This window comes from Alteromonas sp. KUL17, assembly GCF_006538305.1.
GTDB classification, from domain to species: Bacteria; Pseudomonadota; Gammaproteobacteria; order Enterobacterales; family Alteromonadaceae; genus Alteromonas; species Alteromonas macleodii.
Genome location: NZ_BJKJ01000027.1, coordinates 35,791 through 53,827, shown reverse-complemented (window position 1 = coordinate 53,827; position 18,037 = coordinate 35,791). Strand labels below are relative to the sequence as shown.

General features: G+C 45.1%; 13 protein-coding genes, 5 tRNA genes and 1 pseudogene. 8 read left to right on the top strand and 11 right to left on the bottom strand.

Translation table 11 applies throughout. From position 1 onward, the window contains the following. Positions 1–59 precede the first annotated feature (59 nt). From KUL49_RS17855 to KUL49_RS17835, 5 genes are all read right to left on the bottom strand, one after another. Positions 60–136: transfer RNA gene (locus KUL49_RS17855), tRNA-Pro, on the bottom strand. A 42-nt stretch (positions 137–178) separates the two neighbouring features. After that, positions 179–263 (bottom strand) — tRNA-Leu (locus tag KUL49_RS17850). A gap of 7 nt (positions 264–270) precedes the next feature. Then, positions 271–346 (bottom strand) — tRNA-His (locus tag KUL49_RS17845). Between the two features lie 88 nt (positions 347–434). Then, positions 435–511 (bottom strand) — tRNA-Arg (locus KUL49_RS17840). A gap of 24 nt (positions 512–535) precedes the next feature. Beyond that, positions 536–612, bottom strand: a tRNA-Pro gene (locus KUL49_RS17835). A gap of 346 nt (positions 613–958) precedes the next feature. Between KUL49_RS17835 and folD the strand changes: the two genes are divergently transcribed. The 6 genes from folD to KUL49_RS17805 all read left to right on the top strand — a co-directional run bounded on the left by folD (position 959) and on the right by KUL49_RS17805 (position 7,287). Further along, positions 959–1,813, top strand: a complete 855-nt coding sequence (gene folD, locus KUL49_RS17830) for a bifunctional methylenetetrahydrofolate dehydrogenase/methenyltetrahydrofolate cyclohydrolase FolD (RefSeq protein ID WP_014950149.1) — start codon at positions 959–961, stop codon at positions 1,811–1,813. A 106-nt stretch (positions 1,814–1,919) separates the two neighbouring features. Further along, the gene (locus tag KUL49_RS17825; protein WP_039228338.1) at positions 1,920–2,498 is read left to right on the top strand and encodes a DUF1415 domain-containing protein; all 579 of its coding nucleotides are present in this window, start codon (positions 1,920–1,922) and stop codon (positions 2,496–2,498) included. Between the two features lie 236 nt (positions 2,499–2,734). Further along, the gene (gene tsaA, locus KUL49_RS17820) at positions 2,735–3,454 is read left to right on the top strand and encodes a tRNA (N6-threonylcarbamoyladenosine(37)-N6)-methyltransferase TrmO (protein ID WP_131138152.1); all 720 of its coding nucleotides are present in this window, start codon (positions 2,735–2,737) and stop codon (positions 3,452–3,454) included. 182 nt (positions 3,455–3,636) lie between these two features. Then, entirely contained in the window at positions 3,637–5,355 is a 1,719-nt protein-coding gene (locus KUL49_RS17815) for a proline--tRNA ligase (RefSeq protein WP_131138151.1), read from the top strand. Between the two features lie 37 nt (positions 5,356–5,392). After that, complete coding sequence (locus KUL49_RS17810; protein ID WP_131138150.1) at positions 5,393–6,235, top strand: MBL fold metallo-hydrolase; 843 nt, start codon at positions 5,393–5,395, stop codon at positions 6,233–6,235. A 35-nt stretch (positions 6,236–6,270) separates the two neighbouring features. Continuing rightward, a complete protein-coding gene (locus KUL49_RS17805) occupies positions 6,271–7,287 on the top strand; it encodes a phospholipase A (protein WP_075177065.1) in 1,017 nt (338 codons plus the stop codon). A gap of 82 nt (positions 7,288–7,369) precedes the next feature. Here KUL49_RS17805 and KUL49_RS17800 read toward each other — a convergent pair whose 3' ends face one another. From KUL49_RS17800 to guaB, 4 genes are all read right to left on the bottom strand, one after another. Next, a complete protein-coding gene (locus KUL49_RS17800) occupies positions 7,370–8,272 on the bottom strand; it encodes a histone deacetylase (protein WP_131138149.1) in 903 nt (300 codons plus the stop codon). A 109-nt stretch (positions 8,273–8,381) separates the two neighbouring features. Continuing rightward, entirely contained in the window at positions 8,382–10,004 is a 1,623-nt protein-coding gene (locus tag KUL49_RS17795) for a methyl-accepting chemotaxis protein (protein WP_131138148.1), read from the bottom strand. Between the two features lie 213 nt (positions 10,005–10,217). Further along, positions 10,218–11,795, bottom strand: a complete 1,578-nt coding sequence (gene guaA, locus KUL49_RS17790) for a glutamine-hydrolyzing GMP synthase (RefSeq protein ID WP_014950157.1) — start codon at positions 11,793–11,795, stop codon at positions 10,218–10,220. A 69-nt stretch (positions 11,796–11,864) separates the two neighbouring features. Then, positions 11,865–13,334: an IMP dehydrogenase gene (gene guaB, locus KUL49_RS17785; RefSeq protein WP_014950158.1), complete on the bottom strand. Its 1,470-nt coding sequence runs from the start codon at positions 13,332–13,334 to the stop codon at positions 11,865–11,867. A 100-nt stretch (positions 13,335–13,434) separates the two neighbouring features. Between guaB and xseA the strand changes: the two are divergent. Both xseA and KUL49_RS17775 read left to right on the top strand, forming a co-directional pair. Continuing rightward, a pseudogene (gene xseA, locus KUL49_RS17780) lies at positions 13,435–14,786 on the top strand (exodeoxyribonuclease VII large subunit). A gap of 147 nt (positions 14,787–14,933) precedes the next feature. Next, a complete protein-coding gene (locus tag KUL49_RS17775) occupies positions 14,934–15,959 on the top strand; it encodes a hypothetical protein (protein WP_242633887.1) in 1,026 nt (341 codons plus the stop codon). Here KUL49_RS17775 and KUL49_RS17770 read toward each other — a convergent pair. Further along, complete coding sequence (locus tag KUL49_RS17770) at positions 15,956–16,147, bottom strand: exodeoxyribonuclease VII large subunit (RefSeq protein WP_242633886.1); 192 nt, start codon at positions 16,145–16,147, stop codon at positions 15,956–15,958. The genes KUL49_RS17775 and KUL49_RS17770 overlap by 4 nt on opposite strands. A gap of 345 nt (positions 16,148–16,492) precedes the next feature. Further along, positions 16,493–17,938 (bottom strand): ribosome biogenesis GTPase Der, encoded by a 1,446-nt coding sequence (gene der, locus KUL49_RS17765; RefSeq protein WP_014979823.1) that lies wholly within the window; start codon positions 17,936–17,938, stop codon positions 16,493–16,495. Positions 17,939–18,037: the final 99 nt, after the last annotated feature.

The following is an 18,037-nucleotide window of genomic DNA, read 5'->3' as shown; positions in this document are numbered from 1 at the left end:
GAACGTTCAAGACATAAATCACTGAACTAGGAATAGCCGCGAAATCGAAAAAGCATAAATGGTCGGTGAGACAGGATTTGAACCTGCGACCCCTTGTACCCAAAACAAGTGCGCTACCAAGCTGCGCCACTCACCGACAGGAATGCTTACTCTAAGCTTTTGATAAAGCTTGAAAATATGGTGCGGAAGGAGAGACTTGAACTCTCACGCCGTGAAGCACTGGAACCTAAATCCAGCGTGTCTACCAATTCCACCACTTCCGCAAAAAAGTGGGGTGGACGATGGGACTTGAACCCACGACAACCGGAATCACAATCCGGGGCTCTACCAACTGAGCTACGCCCACCATAGGGTGTGTTTGCAATTTACACGCTATATTTTAGCAGTGTAAATGTAAAAATTCAGCCTTGCTATCAGGACCTACCTGACTCGCATGGCGCGCCCGGCAGGATTCGAACCTGCGACCCACGGCTTAGAAGGCCGTTGCTCTATCCAGCTGAGCTACGGGCGCTTGGCGAATCTTCGCTGCAAAAAGTGGTCGGTGAGACAGGATTTGAACCTGCGACCCCTTGTACCCAAAACAAGTGCGCTACCAAGCTGCGCCACTCACCGACTGTTGTAGCGACCTAGAAGCATTAGCCTCAGTGCCTTTACGGGGTGCGAATATTACTGACATCCCCCCACCTCGTCAAACACTTTTTTAAATAAAATTATCAACCGCTCACAAAGCATCCATTCTCACGTTTTTTTGAACAATTACCCGTGTAATTGCCTGTCTTTAGCCTAGGTTTGCGCTTCTTTTAAAGGGTAAGCATCAGGCTTTCCATTAACAGTCGTTTACGTTGAACATTTGTGGCGAATAATTGCAGAGTAATAACTACTAGAGTATTAGTCCTATTTTATGAAACAATATAGGGCACTTGTTGACCACCCAACCATATAAGAATCGTACAAGACTATGACCGCCCATCTTATTGACGGCAAACTAATTGCCAAACAAGTTCGCCAACACGTAACCTCCTATGTTGAATCGCTTACGCAAGCAGGTAAAAGACAACCAGGCCTAGCCGTTGTTCTTGTTGGCAGTGATGCAGCTTCTCAAGTTTATGTTTCCAATAAACGTAAAGCGTGCGAAGAAGTGGGGTTCGTTTCTCGCTCTTTCGACCTTCCTTCTGATACCACAGAAGAAACCTTGCTAAATTTAGTGGACGAGCTAAACGAAGATAAAGAGATAGACGGAATTCTGGTACAGCTTCCTTTACCTGCAGGGTTAAATGCAGAAAAGGTACTTGAACGTATTCACCCTCATAAAGATGTCGACGGATTTCATCCATACAATATTGGCCGCCTTGCACAGCGTATTCCTGCACTACGTCCCTGCACGCCAAAAGGCATCATGACCATGATAGAGTCAACCAAGCGCCCTGTAAAAGGCTTGGACGCGGTCATTGTAGGTGCGTCGAATATTGTGGGGCGCCCTATGAGCCTGGAACTGCTTTTAGCAGGCTGCACCGTTACTACCTGTCACAAGTTTACTCAGGACCTTAAAAGTCACGTTCAACGTGCAGACCTACTGGTAGTCGCAGTAGGTAAACCGAACTTTATTCCTGGTGACTGGGTAAAGCAGGGCGCGATTGTCATTGATGTAGGTATTAATCGCGTTAATGATGGTTCACTTGTTGGCGATGTTGATTTCGAAAAAGCGAAAGAGCGCGCAGGCTGGATAACCCCCGTTCCAGGCGGAGTTGGGCCGATGACAGTAGCCAGTTTGATAGAGAATACGCTGGAAGCTTACGTAAAATATCATTCTTAAAGTACAAATAGTTCAACCTAAATGTTAGGCAGAAATCAAATTTCTGCCTTTTTGTTTTATACTCCCCCTCAAGTTGAACACAGACTCAAACTGACCTACACCTTTTATGGCAGAACCAACATCTCCTTTATGGGAACAGCACGTAATTGATGCAACGCTTAAATGGGTTGACGACATTGTTATAAAGCATAACTTTTGTCCCTTTGCGCGCTATGTAAGAACACCTCACCAAATTCGGTGTGTGGTAATTGAGGGCAATGCGGGAAATGTCGTTCAATCGCTATACGATGAGTTGCGGCATTTAGAAGAGAATGACACCACCGCTACAACACTAATTGCACTCACGCATTCAACCCTTGCTGATTTCAACGAATATCTCGATGTATTGGCTATCAGCGATAATATGCTGCACGACTGGGGATACAGCGGCACTTATCAACTTGCCAGCTTCCACCCCAATTATGTATTCGACGGTAGCGACGTAGACGATGCTGAAAACTATACCAATCGTTCACCCTACCCGCTTTTGCATTTGATTCGTGAAGCTGATATCACACGCTACATGAAGAAAGAAGAAGATGCCGAAAAGATATTCAGCCATAACATTGAAAAAGCACGGACGCTTGGGTGCCCTTATTTTGAGGGCGTATTAGACACGCTTAAAAAAGATAAGCCCGCTCGATAAAACACGGGAAGCTTACTTTTTTGTGCAATGTAAAAAACACGCACTAAAAAGAGAATAAGCTCGTGTTGCGAGCAGGCCCAAAGTATTGGATTACTCCAGGGAACCCAAATAAGCAGCGCCTTATAACAAGCAGGATGTTTATTTGGCTCAAGCTTTCACTTGAAACGTCACTTTACCTGCAAATTATGTGAGTAATATGACAACGTTACACATTTTGACTTCGTTAGGGCTAAAACGTGAATACCCACAATTCATTTTCTCTCGAGGCGATAGCGACCGTCGCTACGCCTTTCAAGCAAAAGTTTGCTATTCCAAGGCAGCCCAACTTGGCTAACGCCGAAGGTATTATTACCTTCGAAGAAGGCTTTAACGATATCAATTTGCTTAAAGGGATAGAGAATTACAGTCACCTGTGGCTGCTTTTTATCTTTCACCAAAACATTGAACGCGGTTGGAAAAATACGGTAAAAGCCCCTCGTCTAGGTGGTAATGCAACTATGGGCGTATTGGCAAGTCGCAGTACCCACCGACCTAATGGGATTGGCATGTCTGTGGTGAAAAACAAAGGTGTGGTTAGCAGTAATGGACAGACACAGTTAGTGGTTGAAGGGGTAGATTTAGTCGACGGCACACCACTTGTCGATATCAAGCCCTATATCGCGTACGCTGATAGTGTTCCTAGCGCCAGCGATAATCTTGATGACATTAACCCCATACCCAATCGCGACGTATCATTCGCCGATACAATCCAGCCCACGCTTGCTGAAATAGAGAAAAAGCACCGTGGTTTTTCTGCCTTGGTGACTGCGGTACTGTCCCAAGACCCTCGCCCAGCCTATAAACAGCATATTGAAAATGATGAGAAAACCTACCGCGTGACGCTATACGATATTGATGTAGGGTTTGAAATAAGAGATGCCGCCGTTAAGGTGACCGAACTGGTTCATTTAGGATAATTACGCTATTAGTGTTAACAGTCTGTGGCGAAATAGCTCACAGTTAATTAGAATACGCCCAAACGTGTGACACCTTATCTCGGTTCAAGCATTTCGCAATGTTTTGTTTTGCGAATTGCCGTTTGCGAAAGAGCATCACACTAACCGTCATAAATACATTTATAACAGGATACCTGCTTTACATGCGCACTAGTCAATATTTGCTTGCCACGCAGAAAGAAACACCTGCAGATGCAGAGGTTATCAGCCACCAGCTTATGCTAAGAGCTGGTATGATCAGAAAGCTTGCCTCGGGTCTATACACATGGTTGCCATCTGGTCTTCGTGTACTTAATAAAGTAGCCAATATTGTTCGTGAAGAAATGAACAAAGCAGGCGCGATTGAAGTGCTAATGCCCGTTGTTCAGCCCGCAGATTTGTGGGAAGAATCTGGACGATGGGAAGAGTACGGCCCAGAGTTACTTCGTATTAAAGACCGCCACCAGCGAGATTTCGTATTAGGTCCAACGCACGAAGAAGTTATTACCGCGCTTGTGCGTAATGAAATTAGCAGCTATAAGCAGCTTCCGCTCAATCTATACCAGATTCAGACTAAATTCCGCGACGAAGTGCGCCCCCGTTTCGGCATTATGCGTGGTCGTGAATTTACCATGAAAGATGCGTACAGCTTCCACTTAGAAGACAGCTGTTTAGAAGAAACGTATCAAAAAATGTACGACGCTTACTGCAATATATTCTCGCGTATGGGCTTAGACTTCAGAGCAGTCATTGCCGACTCTGGCTCTATTGGTGGTAATCACTCTCACGAATTCCACGTACTTGCCGCATCAGGTGAAGACGATATCGCTTTCTCAAGCGACAGTGATTACGCAGCCAATGTTGAAATGGCTGAAGCTGTTGCGCCTGAAAAAGCTGTCGCATCTGGCGCTGCAGTTGAGACTAAAGATGCCAAAGGCAAAGATTTCAATGCCATCTTAAAAAGCGTAGAAGCCGAAGTGACAAACGCGGTTAAAGTCGTAGTAGTGAAAGCCGCTAATGAAGTAGACAGTAAAGGCGAAGAAGTAGTTTCTGACAAATGGGTAGCCCTTGTACTTCGTGCTGATCATGAGCTTAATGATGTAAAAGCAGAGAAGTTAGACGGCGTTGCAAGCCCGCTTGTTGAAGCATCATTTGAACAAGCAAAAGATATTCTTGGCGTTTCACCATTGTTTGCTGATGCAACCAACCTGCCTGTACCCGCTTTTATTGACGCCAGTGCAGCTGCCCTTGCTGACTTCACTACAGGCGCAGGCGCAGGCGGTAAGGTAAATATTAACGTAAACTGGTCTGAAAATATTACTGGCGTTGATATTCGCAACGTTGTAGCAGGCGATACATCTCCTGACGGGAAAGGCACGCTAGATATTAAACGCGGCATCGAAGTGGGTCATATCTTCCAGCTTGGCAGCAAGTATTCAGAGGCCATGAACTGCGGCGTACTAAGCGAATCAGGTAAGCACCAAACCTTAACTATGGGTTGTTACGGTATAGGCGTATCTCGAATTGTTGCGGCAGCTATCGAGCAAAACCACGATAAATTTGGCATAAAGTGGCCAGATCCTATTGCACCGTTTAAAATTGCATTAATACCAATGAATATGCATAAGTCTCATCGTATTAAAGAAGCAGCGGAAGCGCTTTATGAAGAGCTTGTTGCCCTTGGCGTAGAAGTGTTGTTTGACGACAGAAAAGAGCGTCCGGGTGTCATGTTCAATGATATGGAATTAATTGGCATACCTCACAGCATTGTTATTGGTGAAAGAAACCTAGATAATCAACAGGTTGAGTATAAGAATAGACGTACTGGTGAAAAGCAGTTGTTAGATATTAGTGCAGCAAAGGACTTTGTAGCCGCACTCTAGCGCCTGATCTCGCCGATTAGATTAGAAAAGAGGGCGTATGCGGTTAACATTTTATGGCGTAAGAGGGTCAATCCCTACCCCGGGAGCAGCTTACGTCCGCTATGGTGGTAATACTGCATGCGTTCACATTGAGCTTGAGGATGGTACCGATATCATCCTCGACTCTGGCACAGGGATTCGCGTGCTTGGCGAGCGCCTTATTCAAAAAGATACACCCATTAATCTGCTGTTGAGCCACAACCATTGGGATCATATTCAAGGCTTCCCTTTTTTTGCGCCTATCTATCAGACTTCACGCGAAATCAACATATACCCGGGTCAAACCCTCCTTGATGAACCTGATCAAATTTTAAAGCAAATGGAAGGGTCGTTATTTCCAGTCCCCCGAAGTGCGCTGAAAGCTAACATTTCTATTGTCGATATTCCCAAGTCTACAAGCCGATTTTCAGTAGGAAGCGCAACCATAACTCGCTTAGCCATGAACCACCCCGGTCGTGGCAGTGCCTATTGTATTGAAGCCGATGACACAAAGGTGGCTTACATAACAGATAATGAGCTTTACCCCCCCTACAAAAAAGAAACAGACTTTATCGATTTCGCAAAATTTGCACAAAATGCCGATCTGCTAATACACGATGCACAGTATATGTTGTCTGACATGCCAGCTAAGAACGGATGGGGTCATTCGGTCGCGGAAGAAGCGGTGAAACTAGCAATGGCATGTAACGCAAAAAAATTAGCTTTATATAGTCATGATCCAAAACGGACTGATGACGATATAGATGATGTTGTAAACCATTGTAATGTATACGTCACAGTGGCAGAGTCTAATCTACAAGTATTTGCATCTTCAGAAGGCCAAGCACTGGACTTCAGTTAAGCATAACAACAACCCCACGTTACGGAGAATTAAAGGTGTCTGTGTTAAAGCCTTTTGTATTTTTAGCAGCATTTGCTGCTTGTACGCCTGTGTGCGCTCAACAATCACAAGAAGTGGTAAGCGAACAAGCGTCATCTTTAGAAAATAGTGAACAAGAGCGCACTGTTGAAAATGAAGAAAATCAATCGTCTCAGGAAGAAAGCGGTATTGAAGTTATCGATATCATCAAACGTGACACCATCACGGAAAGTGCACTGGATAACCGATTAGAAGGCGATAAAGAAGCACTGGATAATGTGTTTGCTATCACTCAGCATAGACAAAACTATCTACTTCCAATTACTTACGTTTCCAACCCAAGCTCTGTGGCAAGTGAAGAACTCACAAACGAGAACATAGACAATAAAGAAGCAAAATTTCAGGTAAGCGCAAAGCTGCCGCTTTATTTGGAAGATACTGGATTCGACGGTGTTTACTTTGGCTTTACGTTAACCTCTTTCTGGCAGCTTTATAACAGCGAAGCGTCGAAGCCGTTTCGCGAGACCAATTACGAACCAGAAGTCTTTTGGCAAGAAACAGCCGATTATTCCGTGCTTGGCTACAAATTTAATACTTTTCAAGTTGGTTTCAATCATATGTCTAACGGTCAAAGCGGGCTGCGCTCTCGAAGCTGGAACCGTATATTTGCCTCTATTGTCTTTAGCGACGATGACGATATCTACTACCTAAAGACGTGGTACCGTATTCCTGAAGACGAGAAAACAGACCCGCTTGATCCTACCGGCGACGATAACCCTGATATACAAGACTATTACGGTAGAATGGAACTTGGTTATGGAAGGAAAATTGGCGCGTTTAAAGTACTGGCGCTTTTACGAAATAACCTCGACGTAGATGAGAACCGAGGCAGCATCCAGCTAGACTTCACCTACCCTATCTCTGACCGCTATGAAGTCTTGCTTCAATACTTCAATGGCTATGGCGATTCGCTTATCGACTATAACCGCTCACAAGAACGTATTGGTATCGGTTTTCAGCTGCACTTTTTGTAATAAATAACCACGTAGACACAGGATGGGCACGCCAAACCGCTTTTGTATGGCGTGCTCTTTTCATTTTAGGCATCACTGTTTGCTAATCAATCACGCCTGCCGCGCGATAAAGCTGAATATGCACCTCTACCAGTGCTGCAATATCTCTTTGGTAGCCTCCACCAATTACCGCAGCAATCGGAACGCCTAAACGCTCGGCTAGCGCAAAAACTTGCGTATCTCTTTCGTACACGCCTTGCGTAGAAATATGCAAATGACCGAGGTCGTCGTTTACATGCACATCAACGCCTGCGTCATAGATGATGGCATCGGGTTGAAATTGTCTCATTACCATCGTTAGCGCTTGTTCTAGCGTAGTTAGATACTCATCGTCTTCGGTGCCCTTATCGAGCCCTATATCAATATCGGAGTGCTGCTTTCTGTGAGGGAAGTTCTTTTCACCATGAATAGATAAGGTAAAAATATCACGGTCGTTTTCGGCAAGTTTGGCTGTGCCATCCCCTTGATGCACATCTAGATCGACAATAAGCACATTTTCAACGGACGGGGTTTGCTGCATAGTTTTTGCTGCCAAATATAAATCGTTGAACAAGCAAAAACCTGAACCAAAATCAGCAAACGCGTGATGATACCCGCCCGTTAAATTCAATGCTTTTCCATGCTCTAGAGCTAGCTTGGCTGTTAAACAGGTCCCAGCAACGGCAGTACGGGTACGCTCAATCAGCTGCTGCGACCAGGGAAAGCCTATGCGGCGCATGGCTTTCTTATCTAATGCGCCAGTACTTAGTGCATCAACATAGTGCGGATCGTAATAGGCAGTGAGAAAAGAAATATCAACCGGTGATGGAGTAACAAAACGCGATGCTTCCACACCACGATTTAACAATTCATCGCGAATACCTACGTACTTCTCGATGGGAAATCGGTGTCGCTCAGGAAGATCTAACTGGCTATAAATAGGATGAAATACGAGTGGTGTTGTCATTATTATCAATACTAGTTTAGGGCGCGCGCATCTATAACAGATAAAAGAAAAGGAGCGTGAACATTGTTCAAACACTCCCTTTTAACGTGTTTATACTGACAAAGCACAGTTAGCGGGTCAAACTGTTCACCACCTTTTCAACATTTTCTGACATACTTTTCATTGAGCGTGACATGTCATCACGCTGAGCAAGTTGATGATATTTTTCAGATGATGTGACCACATTACTGATAATTGTTTCCACTTGCTGAAGTACAGCCTCTTGCTCATCTGCGGCTTCGTTAAGCGCCACAACTACGCTGGCAGTTTCTTGAATATCCCTCACCACGTTATTGAGTGTTTCAAGCGCTGTCGCTGCTTCTGCTGCGTTTGTGTCTGACAGCTGCTTGCCTGACGACATCGCCGCAACGGCGCCTTTTGCTTCAGCTTCAAAACTACTTAAAATGTCGTTAATCTCCTTGGTCGACTGCTGTGTTTTAGCTGCAAGTGCTCGAACCTCGTCGGCTACCACAGCAAAACCACGGCCATGCTCACCTGCCCTAGCAGCTTCAATTGCAGCGTTTAGAGCCAGTAGGTTAGTCTGGTCGGCAATTTCATTAATAACATTTACCACTTTTAGAATATTGGTACTGCGGCTTTGCAGTTCTGACACGATATTACTTGATTCGGTTACCGTTTTTGCTAGCTGCTTAAAGCCTGCATTGGCGCTTTCAAACGTGGCATAACAACTTGCCACGTTCTTTTCAGAGTTATTGGTCGCCACAGCAACTTGATCGGTGATAGCCACTAAATTTTGTACAATTTCTTTTAGCTTATCTGTGCTGCTATCAAGCGAGCGTGACGCATCTCGTTGACCATTTGCTCCTTCCATAATGGATTGGCTTACATTACCTAATGTACCAAATGCCTTCTCCATTTCCCTCTCTGCTTGTTGAAGCTGCGCAACCGAATCTTTTAATTTGTTTTGTAATGCCCTGGCAGATTCTGCCAGCATGCCCAATTCATGGTTGCTGGAATACGTTAACGCGTAGTCGTAACGGCTATGAGCCAAGTTGGATATACACGCCGCAACCTGCTTTGTTGGTTTAATAACCTGAGAGCGTAAACGAGCAATCACATAAGCAACAGAAAGCACAGAGAGCGCAATAGCCGCCAGTAGAATTATCCAGAGCATAGTGCGCGTATTGGCTTTAAGTTCAGCAATCGCATTCGCTGAATCGGCTGCAATTTCCGCCGCGATACCTGAGAGGAGCTTAGCAGGCTCTCTATCAATACCTCGAACAAAGCTATCTCCAACCTTTGGATCAAACCCTGAGTTAATAAATGCAACGTATCCTTCACGGTATTTCTCGGCCATGACTGCATGGGCTTTTTGAAATTGCCTGATATCTGACTTCACGCTTTCACTTATCACACCACTTGATAGCATCAGGTCAAACTGGCGAGTGATGTCGGCCTCTCTCTGCTTGAATCGCTCCCAGTATTTTTCTCGGTCGTCTTTTTTGTGGCCACGCAACAATACGTTCTTCCACTCTTGCACTTGAGTTTTGAAAGTACTTAGCGTGGTATTGACGTCTCGTTCTGACTGAACAAGGGTGTTTTCTAACTCATCGAATGAATTAAGTAATGAGAAAGACTTTAGAATTGAGGCACCGTTTAATAGTACAAGAATTAAAAAGCTGGCGAGAACAGGCGTCATCACCAAACGGCTGATGCTTGTGTAATTGAACACGGCTTAACCTTTAGTATAAATTTAGAGAAGGACGTCGCCATTAAATGATATTTTTATGACGGTATGGTTACTAATTTGGTATGAATCAACATACCAATATATGCGAAAATATACATTCCTTATAGTAACAGGCTTATTAACTTGCTCTTTTTTAAGTAGATACAAAAAAAGAGCCCGAAGGCTCTCTTTTCATTTCGGTAAATTTACACCCGTTTATTCCCACTCAATCGTAGCAGGCGGCTTACCAGAAATATCGTAAACCACACGACTAATGCCGTCGATTTCATTGATAATGCGATTCGACACTTTACCTAGGAAGTCGTAGGGTAAATGTGCCCAGTGAGCCGTCATAAAGTCGATAGTCTCAACTGCACGAAGGCTTACTACCCAGTCGTATTTACGCGCATCACCCATTACGCCTACTGAGCGCACTGGAAGGAATACGGTAAACGCTTGGCTTACTTTTTGGTATAGGTCAGCTGCATATAGCTCTTCAATGAAGATAGCGTCAGCACGACGCAGTAAGTCGCAATATTCTTTCTTAATTTCACCAAGTACACGAACACCTAGACCCGGACCAGGGAACGGGTGACGGTAAAGCATGTCGTACGGTAAACCTAGCTCAAGGCCGATTTTGCGTACTTCGTCTTTAAAGAGTTCACGCAGTGGCTCAACAAGACCTAGCTCCATATCTTCTGGAAGACCACCCACGTTGTGGTGCGATTTAATCACGTGCGCTTTACCCGTTGCAGAACCCGCTGATTCAATAACGTCTGGGTAAATAGTACCTTGCGCTAACCACTTCGCGTTTTCACGCTTACCCGCTTCTTCGTCAAATACACGAACGAACTCATTACCAATAGCTTTACGTTTAAGCTCAGGATCTTCAATGCCTTTTAGGCGATCAAGGAAACGCTCTTCAGCGTCTACACGGATGATGTTTAGGCCAAAATGGTCACCAAACATTTCCATAACCTGATCAGCTTCATTTAAACGAAGCAGGCCATTGTCTACAAACACACAGGTAAGTTTGTCACCTATCGCGCGGTGAAGCAGCATAGCTGTTACTGAAGAATCTACACCGCCTGAAAGGCCAAGAATAACTTCTTCATCGCCCACCTTCTCTTTTATGCGCTCAATGGCATCGTCAATAATTGCGCCAGCTGTCCAGAGCTTTTCACACTTACAGATGTCCATCACAAAGTGAGTTAATAGACGCATGCCTTGGCGAGTGTGAGTCACTTCAGGGTGGAACTGCACGCCATAGAATTGCTTCTCTGCGTTATACATTGCAGCATGTGGGCATGAAGCGGTTTGCGCGATGGTTTCAAAACCTTCGGGAATAGCTGCCACTTTATCGCCGTGGCTCATCCATACATCAAGCAGCGCCGCGCCGTTATCGCCTATCGCATCTTCAATTTTATCCAGCAGCGGGCTTGGCTTAATCACTTCTACTTGCGCATAACCAAATTCACGCTTGTCTGAACCCAGTACGCCACCACCTAGCTGTTGTGCCATGGTTTGCATGCCATAGCACACGCCTAGCACTGGCACGCCGGCTTCAAATACGTACTCGGGCGCGCGTGGTGAACCTTCTTCGGTTACTGACTCTGGGCCACCTGACAGAATAATCCCTTGAGGATTAAATTCGCGGATTTGCTCTTCGGTCACATCCCAAGCCCAAAGCTCACAGTAAACGCCTATTTCGCGAACACGACGTGCTATCAACTGCGTGTATTGCGAGCCAAAATCCAAAATAAGTATGCGTTGGTCGTGGATATTTGTGGTCATGTTTTATTTTTACCCGTTAAATAAAAAACAAAGGCTGGTGTAGTACCAGCCTCGCAGTCGTCGGTCGCCTTAACCTAAACGGTAGTTTGGCGCTTCTTTGGTAATGCTTACATCGTGAACGTGGCTCTCGCCCATTCCGGCTGAAGTTACGCGCACAAATTGTGCCTTGGTATTGAGCTCTTCAATCGTTGCGCAGCCCGTTAAGCCCATGGCTGAGCGCAAGCCGCCCATTTGCTGATGGATAATATTAGCAATTGGACCTTTGTACGCTACGCGGCCTTCAATACCTTCTGGTACTAATTTCTCAGCGTTATCAGAATCTTGGAAGTAACGGTCTGACGAACCGTGGCTTTGATCCATAGCGCCTAGTGAACCCATACCGCGATATGACTTGTAGTAACGGCCTTGGAAAAGTTCTACTTCGCCTGGCGCTTCTTCAGTACCTGCTAGCATGCTGCCAACCATTACGCAGCTTGCGCCAGCAGCCAACGCCTTAGCAATGTCACCCGAAAAACGAATACCGCCGTCAGCGATTACTGGAATGTCGGTATCTTTAAGCGCTTCTACTGCATCTGATACCGCAGTAATTTGAGGCACACCGCAACCGGTTACGATACGGGTAGTACAAATTGAACCAGGGCCAATTCCCACTTTAACAGCATCTACGCCGGCATCGGCAAGTGCTTTCGCGCCATCGCCCGTCGCAACGTTACCCGCAATAATTTGTACATCTGGATAGTCTGCACGTACCTTTTTCACGCGGTCAATAACACCTTGCGAGTGACCGTGAGAGGTATCGATAAGTAGAACGTCAACGCCTGCATCTACAAGTAGTGCAATACGTTCGTCAGTACCTGGTCCAACGCTTACCGCAGCACCAACACGTAGGCGACCAAGCGAGTCTTTACATGCGTTAGGCTTGTTTTCTGCTTTCTGGAAGTCTTTAACAGTGATCAGGCCTGTAAGCTTAAACGCGTCGTCGACGACAAGAATTTTCTCAATGCGGTGTTCGTGCATAAGATCTAACACCACATCAGAGCTTGCACCTTCTTTAACGGTAACCAGATCATCCTTACCGGTCATTACGTTTCTAATAGGCAAATTCAAACGCTTTTCAAAGCGAAGATCGCGGCCTGTCACAATACCAATTAGGTTATTATCTTTGTCAGTCACCGGGAAGCCAGAGTAACCAAGACGCTTAGAAAGCGCGATAACTTCACCAATGGTCGCATTCTCTTCAACCGTTACCGGGTCAGATACCACACCACTTTCGTATTTCTTAACTTCACGTACGTGTTTGGCTTGCTCTTCGGGCTTCATGTTTTTATGAATGAAACCAATACCACCCTCTTGGGCTAGCGCAATAGCTAGACGGGCTTCAGAAACCGTGTCCATGGCAGCAGACACCATTGGAATATTTAACGTTACGCCACGCGTAAGGCGTGTTTGTAAGTTGGCTGTGTGAGGGAGGACGGTCGAGTGGCCGGGAACCAGCAACACATCGTCGAACGTCAGGGCTTCTTGGATGATACGTAGCATGCAACAACACCTATTCAGTTGAGGGTTAATTGCGGCGCAATTGTAGTGTTTTTTAGTTTTCAGGTAAACTCTAAATGTATTAAACCCAGTGATTTTTTTTATGTTTACAAATTCGCCATCTACGTCTCGACAAATTTTAACAGTTACCAAGCTAAATCGCTTAGCCAGAACCGTGCTGGAAGGCGAAATTGGCCTTATTTGGCTATCGGCTGAAATATCCAACTTTGTGGCAGCCGCATCAGGGCATTGGTATTTCACGCTCAAAGACAACAAAGCCCAAGTTCGCGCGGCCATGTTCAAGGGATCAAACCGTAATGTTCGCATTCGCCCTAAAGAAGGCGACAAAATTTTAGTGCGAGCGTCGGTTGGCCTTTACGAAGCACGCGGCGACTATCAGCTGGTTGTCGAACACATGGAAAGCGATGGCGAAGGTGCGCTTAAGCAAGCGTTCGAAGCCTTAAAGTTCAAACTCAACAATGAAGACTTGTTCGATACTGCTAACAAGCGTGCGCTACCTGAACGTATTAATCGCATCGGCGTAATAACTTCATCAAGCGGTGCAGCGCTTCATGATGTATTGAGTGTATTAAAACGACGCAGCCCACAAACCGAAATCATTGTTTATCCGTCGATGGTTCAGGGTGAAACCGCACCTTTACAGTTAATTAATGCGTTAAGAACGGCTAACCGCCGCGCAGAAGTGGATGTGCTGTTACTTACGCGAGGCGGAGGTTCATTAGAAGACTTGTGGTGTTTTAATGATGAAAGCTTGGCAAGAGAAGTCGCTGCAAGTGCCCTTCCCATAGTTAGCGCCGTAGGCCATGAGGTAGACTTCACCATTAGTGACTTCGTCGCTGATGTTCGCGCCCCTACCCCATCTGCTGCTGCCGAAATCTTAAGTCAGGATTCTGCCGCTCTCTACCAAACGCTAAGTCAGCAAAAACAACGCTTAGCAAGGGCAATACATCAGTACCTTCAAACGAGTAAACAACAGCTTATTTTAAAGAAACAACGGCTAAATGCGTTGCATCCACAAAGCCGCATTCAATCGCAGTGGCAAACGTTAGACAGACTACAACTTCGTTTAGCGCATAAGATGCAAAACGACTTGGCAAAAGCAGAGAAGCGATTACAAGGTCTTGATTACAGGCTAAACAAACAATCGCCATCAGCAAACGTGGCGCGTGCAAAAGACAAACTGAATTACGCTAGCACCAAGCTCTTATCAAGCATGAATACACTCATTAGAAGCAAAAAAATGAACTTGGTGGTAAAGTTAGCCTCTTACAATCCGTAAGTCCTCTTTCAACGCTCGCCCGTGGTTACAGCATTACTTTGTCCGACAAAGCAGCCATTAATAGCGTTAATAAAGTAAATGTAGGTGATGAGATAAAATCTCGGGTGACTGACGGAGAAATAACCAGTACAGTGACACACATTCAACGGCAATAGGTAGCCTTAAGTATTATGCCCGTTCATGTAAACGCGTTTTCCTTTTCCAGTATTTACCAGCGGGCCTGTGCATTTTGGAGCCTAAAGTCACAGCGGTTCGCTGTACCAAAATTTTTGACACCTTTGTGCGTTTTTGTTCTGTTACTAGTGCCTGACTTCACCTTTGCTTCTATGGTCAATCAACCTGTCTCTGTTTTTTCTACCTACCCAAGCGAGACGTTACTCAGGGCTTGTGGAGCCCAGCGAGCATTAAGCGAAACTAATGCTTCTCAATCCACCAATTTGTGTTTTGAAGATGCTATTTCGCCCGACAGCTTTATTAAACTCCTAAGCGAATCAGGAGAGTTCAGTCATTTGTTCCCTTATGGCGAAGGAAACGACTACGAACTATTGATCGCTAATGTTGGCGCAGCGCCTGGCATGCATCGACAGCACGCAAAACAATTTGCAGAATTCACTTTACAATGGCGAGGGATAGAAATTGACTCATCTTCATTTGATGCGAGTGCCGCAGAAAACACAGATGTGAAAACGGAAACCGCTTTAGCCGAAGAAGAAGCTCAATCGTTGATTGCCCGCTGGATTCAACATGCCAAACATTCTGGATTATTTACCAGCCAGTTTTTGTTCGATGCGCTAGAAGCTAGCGACTATAAGGGTGGATTACAGGTACCAAACGCCATTGGCGACTTCACTAAATTAGATACTCAGTTATATCCAGACCCGTTTAACGGTGCAATTACTCGCTATATACACCCTGAGTTTGAAGATGCGCTCGTTGATGTCACCGTATATCCCTTTTTAGATCAGCTTTCTTCAGATGAAAACGAGCTACTTCCTAAGCAACTAGAAAGTGATCTGCAACGAGCTAGTGCTACAGCCGATTTACAGCAGTTAACTTTGTCTCAAATCAGCCCAGCCTCACGCTACGAGGTAAACAGCGCATTAAGAGGATGGAGATTGGGGCTGAGCGCGGCATCTGAAACATCACCAACAATTTACGCAACAACCTATGTCTTTAAGCTACAAGATAAAATCGTAAAAGTGTCTACGACTTTTCCTCCTGACTTTTCAGACAATATTGTCAATCAATTGATTGTTAACGTAGAAGTTCCGCAAGAGTCTGAAATGATGAAAAAGGTTCGCTCTCTGCTTTTGGAAAGCGCGCGTTAAGCTTTTTTCGCAGAACGTCGTTTAACTAGCGGCAAACTCAACGTTGGCTTTTCTTCTGTTTTGGCGGTGAGAATATATACTTTTTGCTGCGCTTTTGGTTTATACCTATCAAACCAGTTATACATTTGATTTTTTTGAAGTGGTGAGGCGACTTTAACCAATTTTTCTACTGAAACTTTATCTCCCAAAACGCTGCTGGCTGTCTGCTAAACAGGTAGTGTCTGCAAAAACAGCTCCAAATTTCACATTCGTGGTAACCTCCCGAATTCAAAGGTACGTACCTATAAATGACTGAATGTATGAACAAAGAGAAAGTGGGAATAGCAGGAAAAGAATACAATCTAAGTGTAATAATGACCTAGCAGATTAAATCAAGAAAACCGTAGAGTTGAATACGAGTGGCAAAATGCAATTCACGCTAAAGCGAGTCTAATTGGGGATTTCATCATGCCACAATAGTGGGGAAATTGAGTAATGCAAAAGCATGGACGCTATCGCCACTTGGTCAGAAATAGCGCCCTATCCTTAAAAGGCTACTTTTTATCTTTGTAATAAGACATCATACGACGGCGCTTGCGCTGCTGCGCCAAGGTCAAATTAGCCTTTTTACCTTCAAACGGGTTGTTGCCTTCTCTGAATTCTATCTTGATAGGCGTACCCATAATTTCTAGCGCTTTTCTGAAATAGTTCATCAAGAAACGCTTATAAGAGCTTGGTAAGTCATCCACTTGATTACCGTGAATAACAATAACCGGTGGGTTGTAACCACCTGCGTGAGCATACTTCATTTTAACTCGGCGACCACGCACCAGCGGAGGTTGATGGTCATCCTGAGCCATTTCCATAATTTGTGTAAGCAGCGCGGTATTAATACGCTTGGTCGCGCTCATATACGCTTCTTGTACAGACTCAAATAAATTACCAACACCCGAACCATGAAGCGCAGAAATAAAATGAATTCGAGCGAAGTCTATAAAGCCTAAACGACGGTCCATCTCGCGCTTTATGTCGTCTTTCACGTCAGTACTTAATCCGTCCCATTTGTTCACGGCAACTACTAATGAACGACCTGAATTAAGCACAAAGCCTAATAGGCTAAGATCTTGGTCGGTAATACCTTCTCTGGCATCAATAACCAATAGCACTACGTTAGCTTCTTCAATTGCCTGAAGAGTTTTAACAATAGAGAACTTCTCTACGGCTTCACTAATTTTCTTGCGCTTTCTCACGCCCGCGGTATCGATTAGGATATATTCACGCTCATCCCTTTCCATTGGAATGTACACGCTGTCACGGGTGGTGCCTGGCATGTCAAATACCACCACGCGCTCTTCACCTAAAATGCGGTTTGTCAGTGTCGACTTACCCACGTTGGGCTTACCTACGATAGCAAGTTTGATAGGTAACTCTTGAAGACGTTGACGCTGCGTTTCAGCATCCTCTTCTTCTTCAGGCTCCTCATCGACAATTTCCATGTCCGGGAAATCAGATTCAAGTGGCTTTAAGGCGTCCTGCAGCAATTGGCTAACACCGCGACCGTGCGCCGCAGCAATTTGCTTAATATCACCTAAGCCTAAGGAATAAAATTCCGCACTTTCGCTATCGCCGTCAATTCCATCAACCTTGTTCGCCACAACAAACACTTTTTTGTTTATGCGTCGAAGATGATCAGCAATACCTTGGTCGGCTGGCAGCATACCTGCTCTGGCGTCAACCAAAAACAATACGACATCAGCCTCTTCTATAGCTAACAAAGACTGTTGTGCCATTTCAGCATCAATGCCCTCTTCATCGCCCGTAATACCGCCGGTATCCACTACTATGAACTGGCGCTTTTCAAATTTCGCTTGGCCGTATTTACGGTCGCGAGTTAGCCCCGGGTAGTCAGCAACTAGTGCATCACGGGTATTTGTAAGGCGATTAAACAAGGTTGACTTACCAACATTAGGGCGGCCAACCAAAGCAACAACGGGTAACATTTATCAGATCCTAGGGGTCATGAAAGCTAAAAAAGCACAAGCCGCATACACCATCTATTACAACTAACGTTCGGGAGCTGTATTCTCTAACGAGAGGTG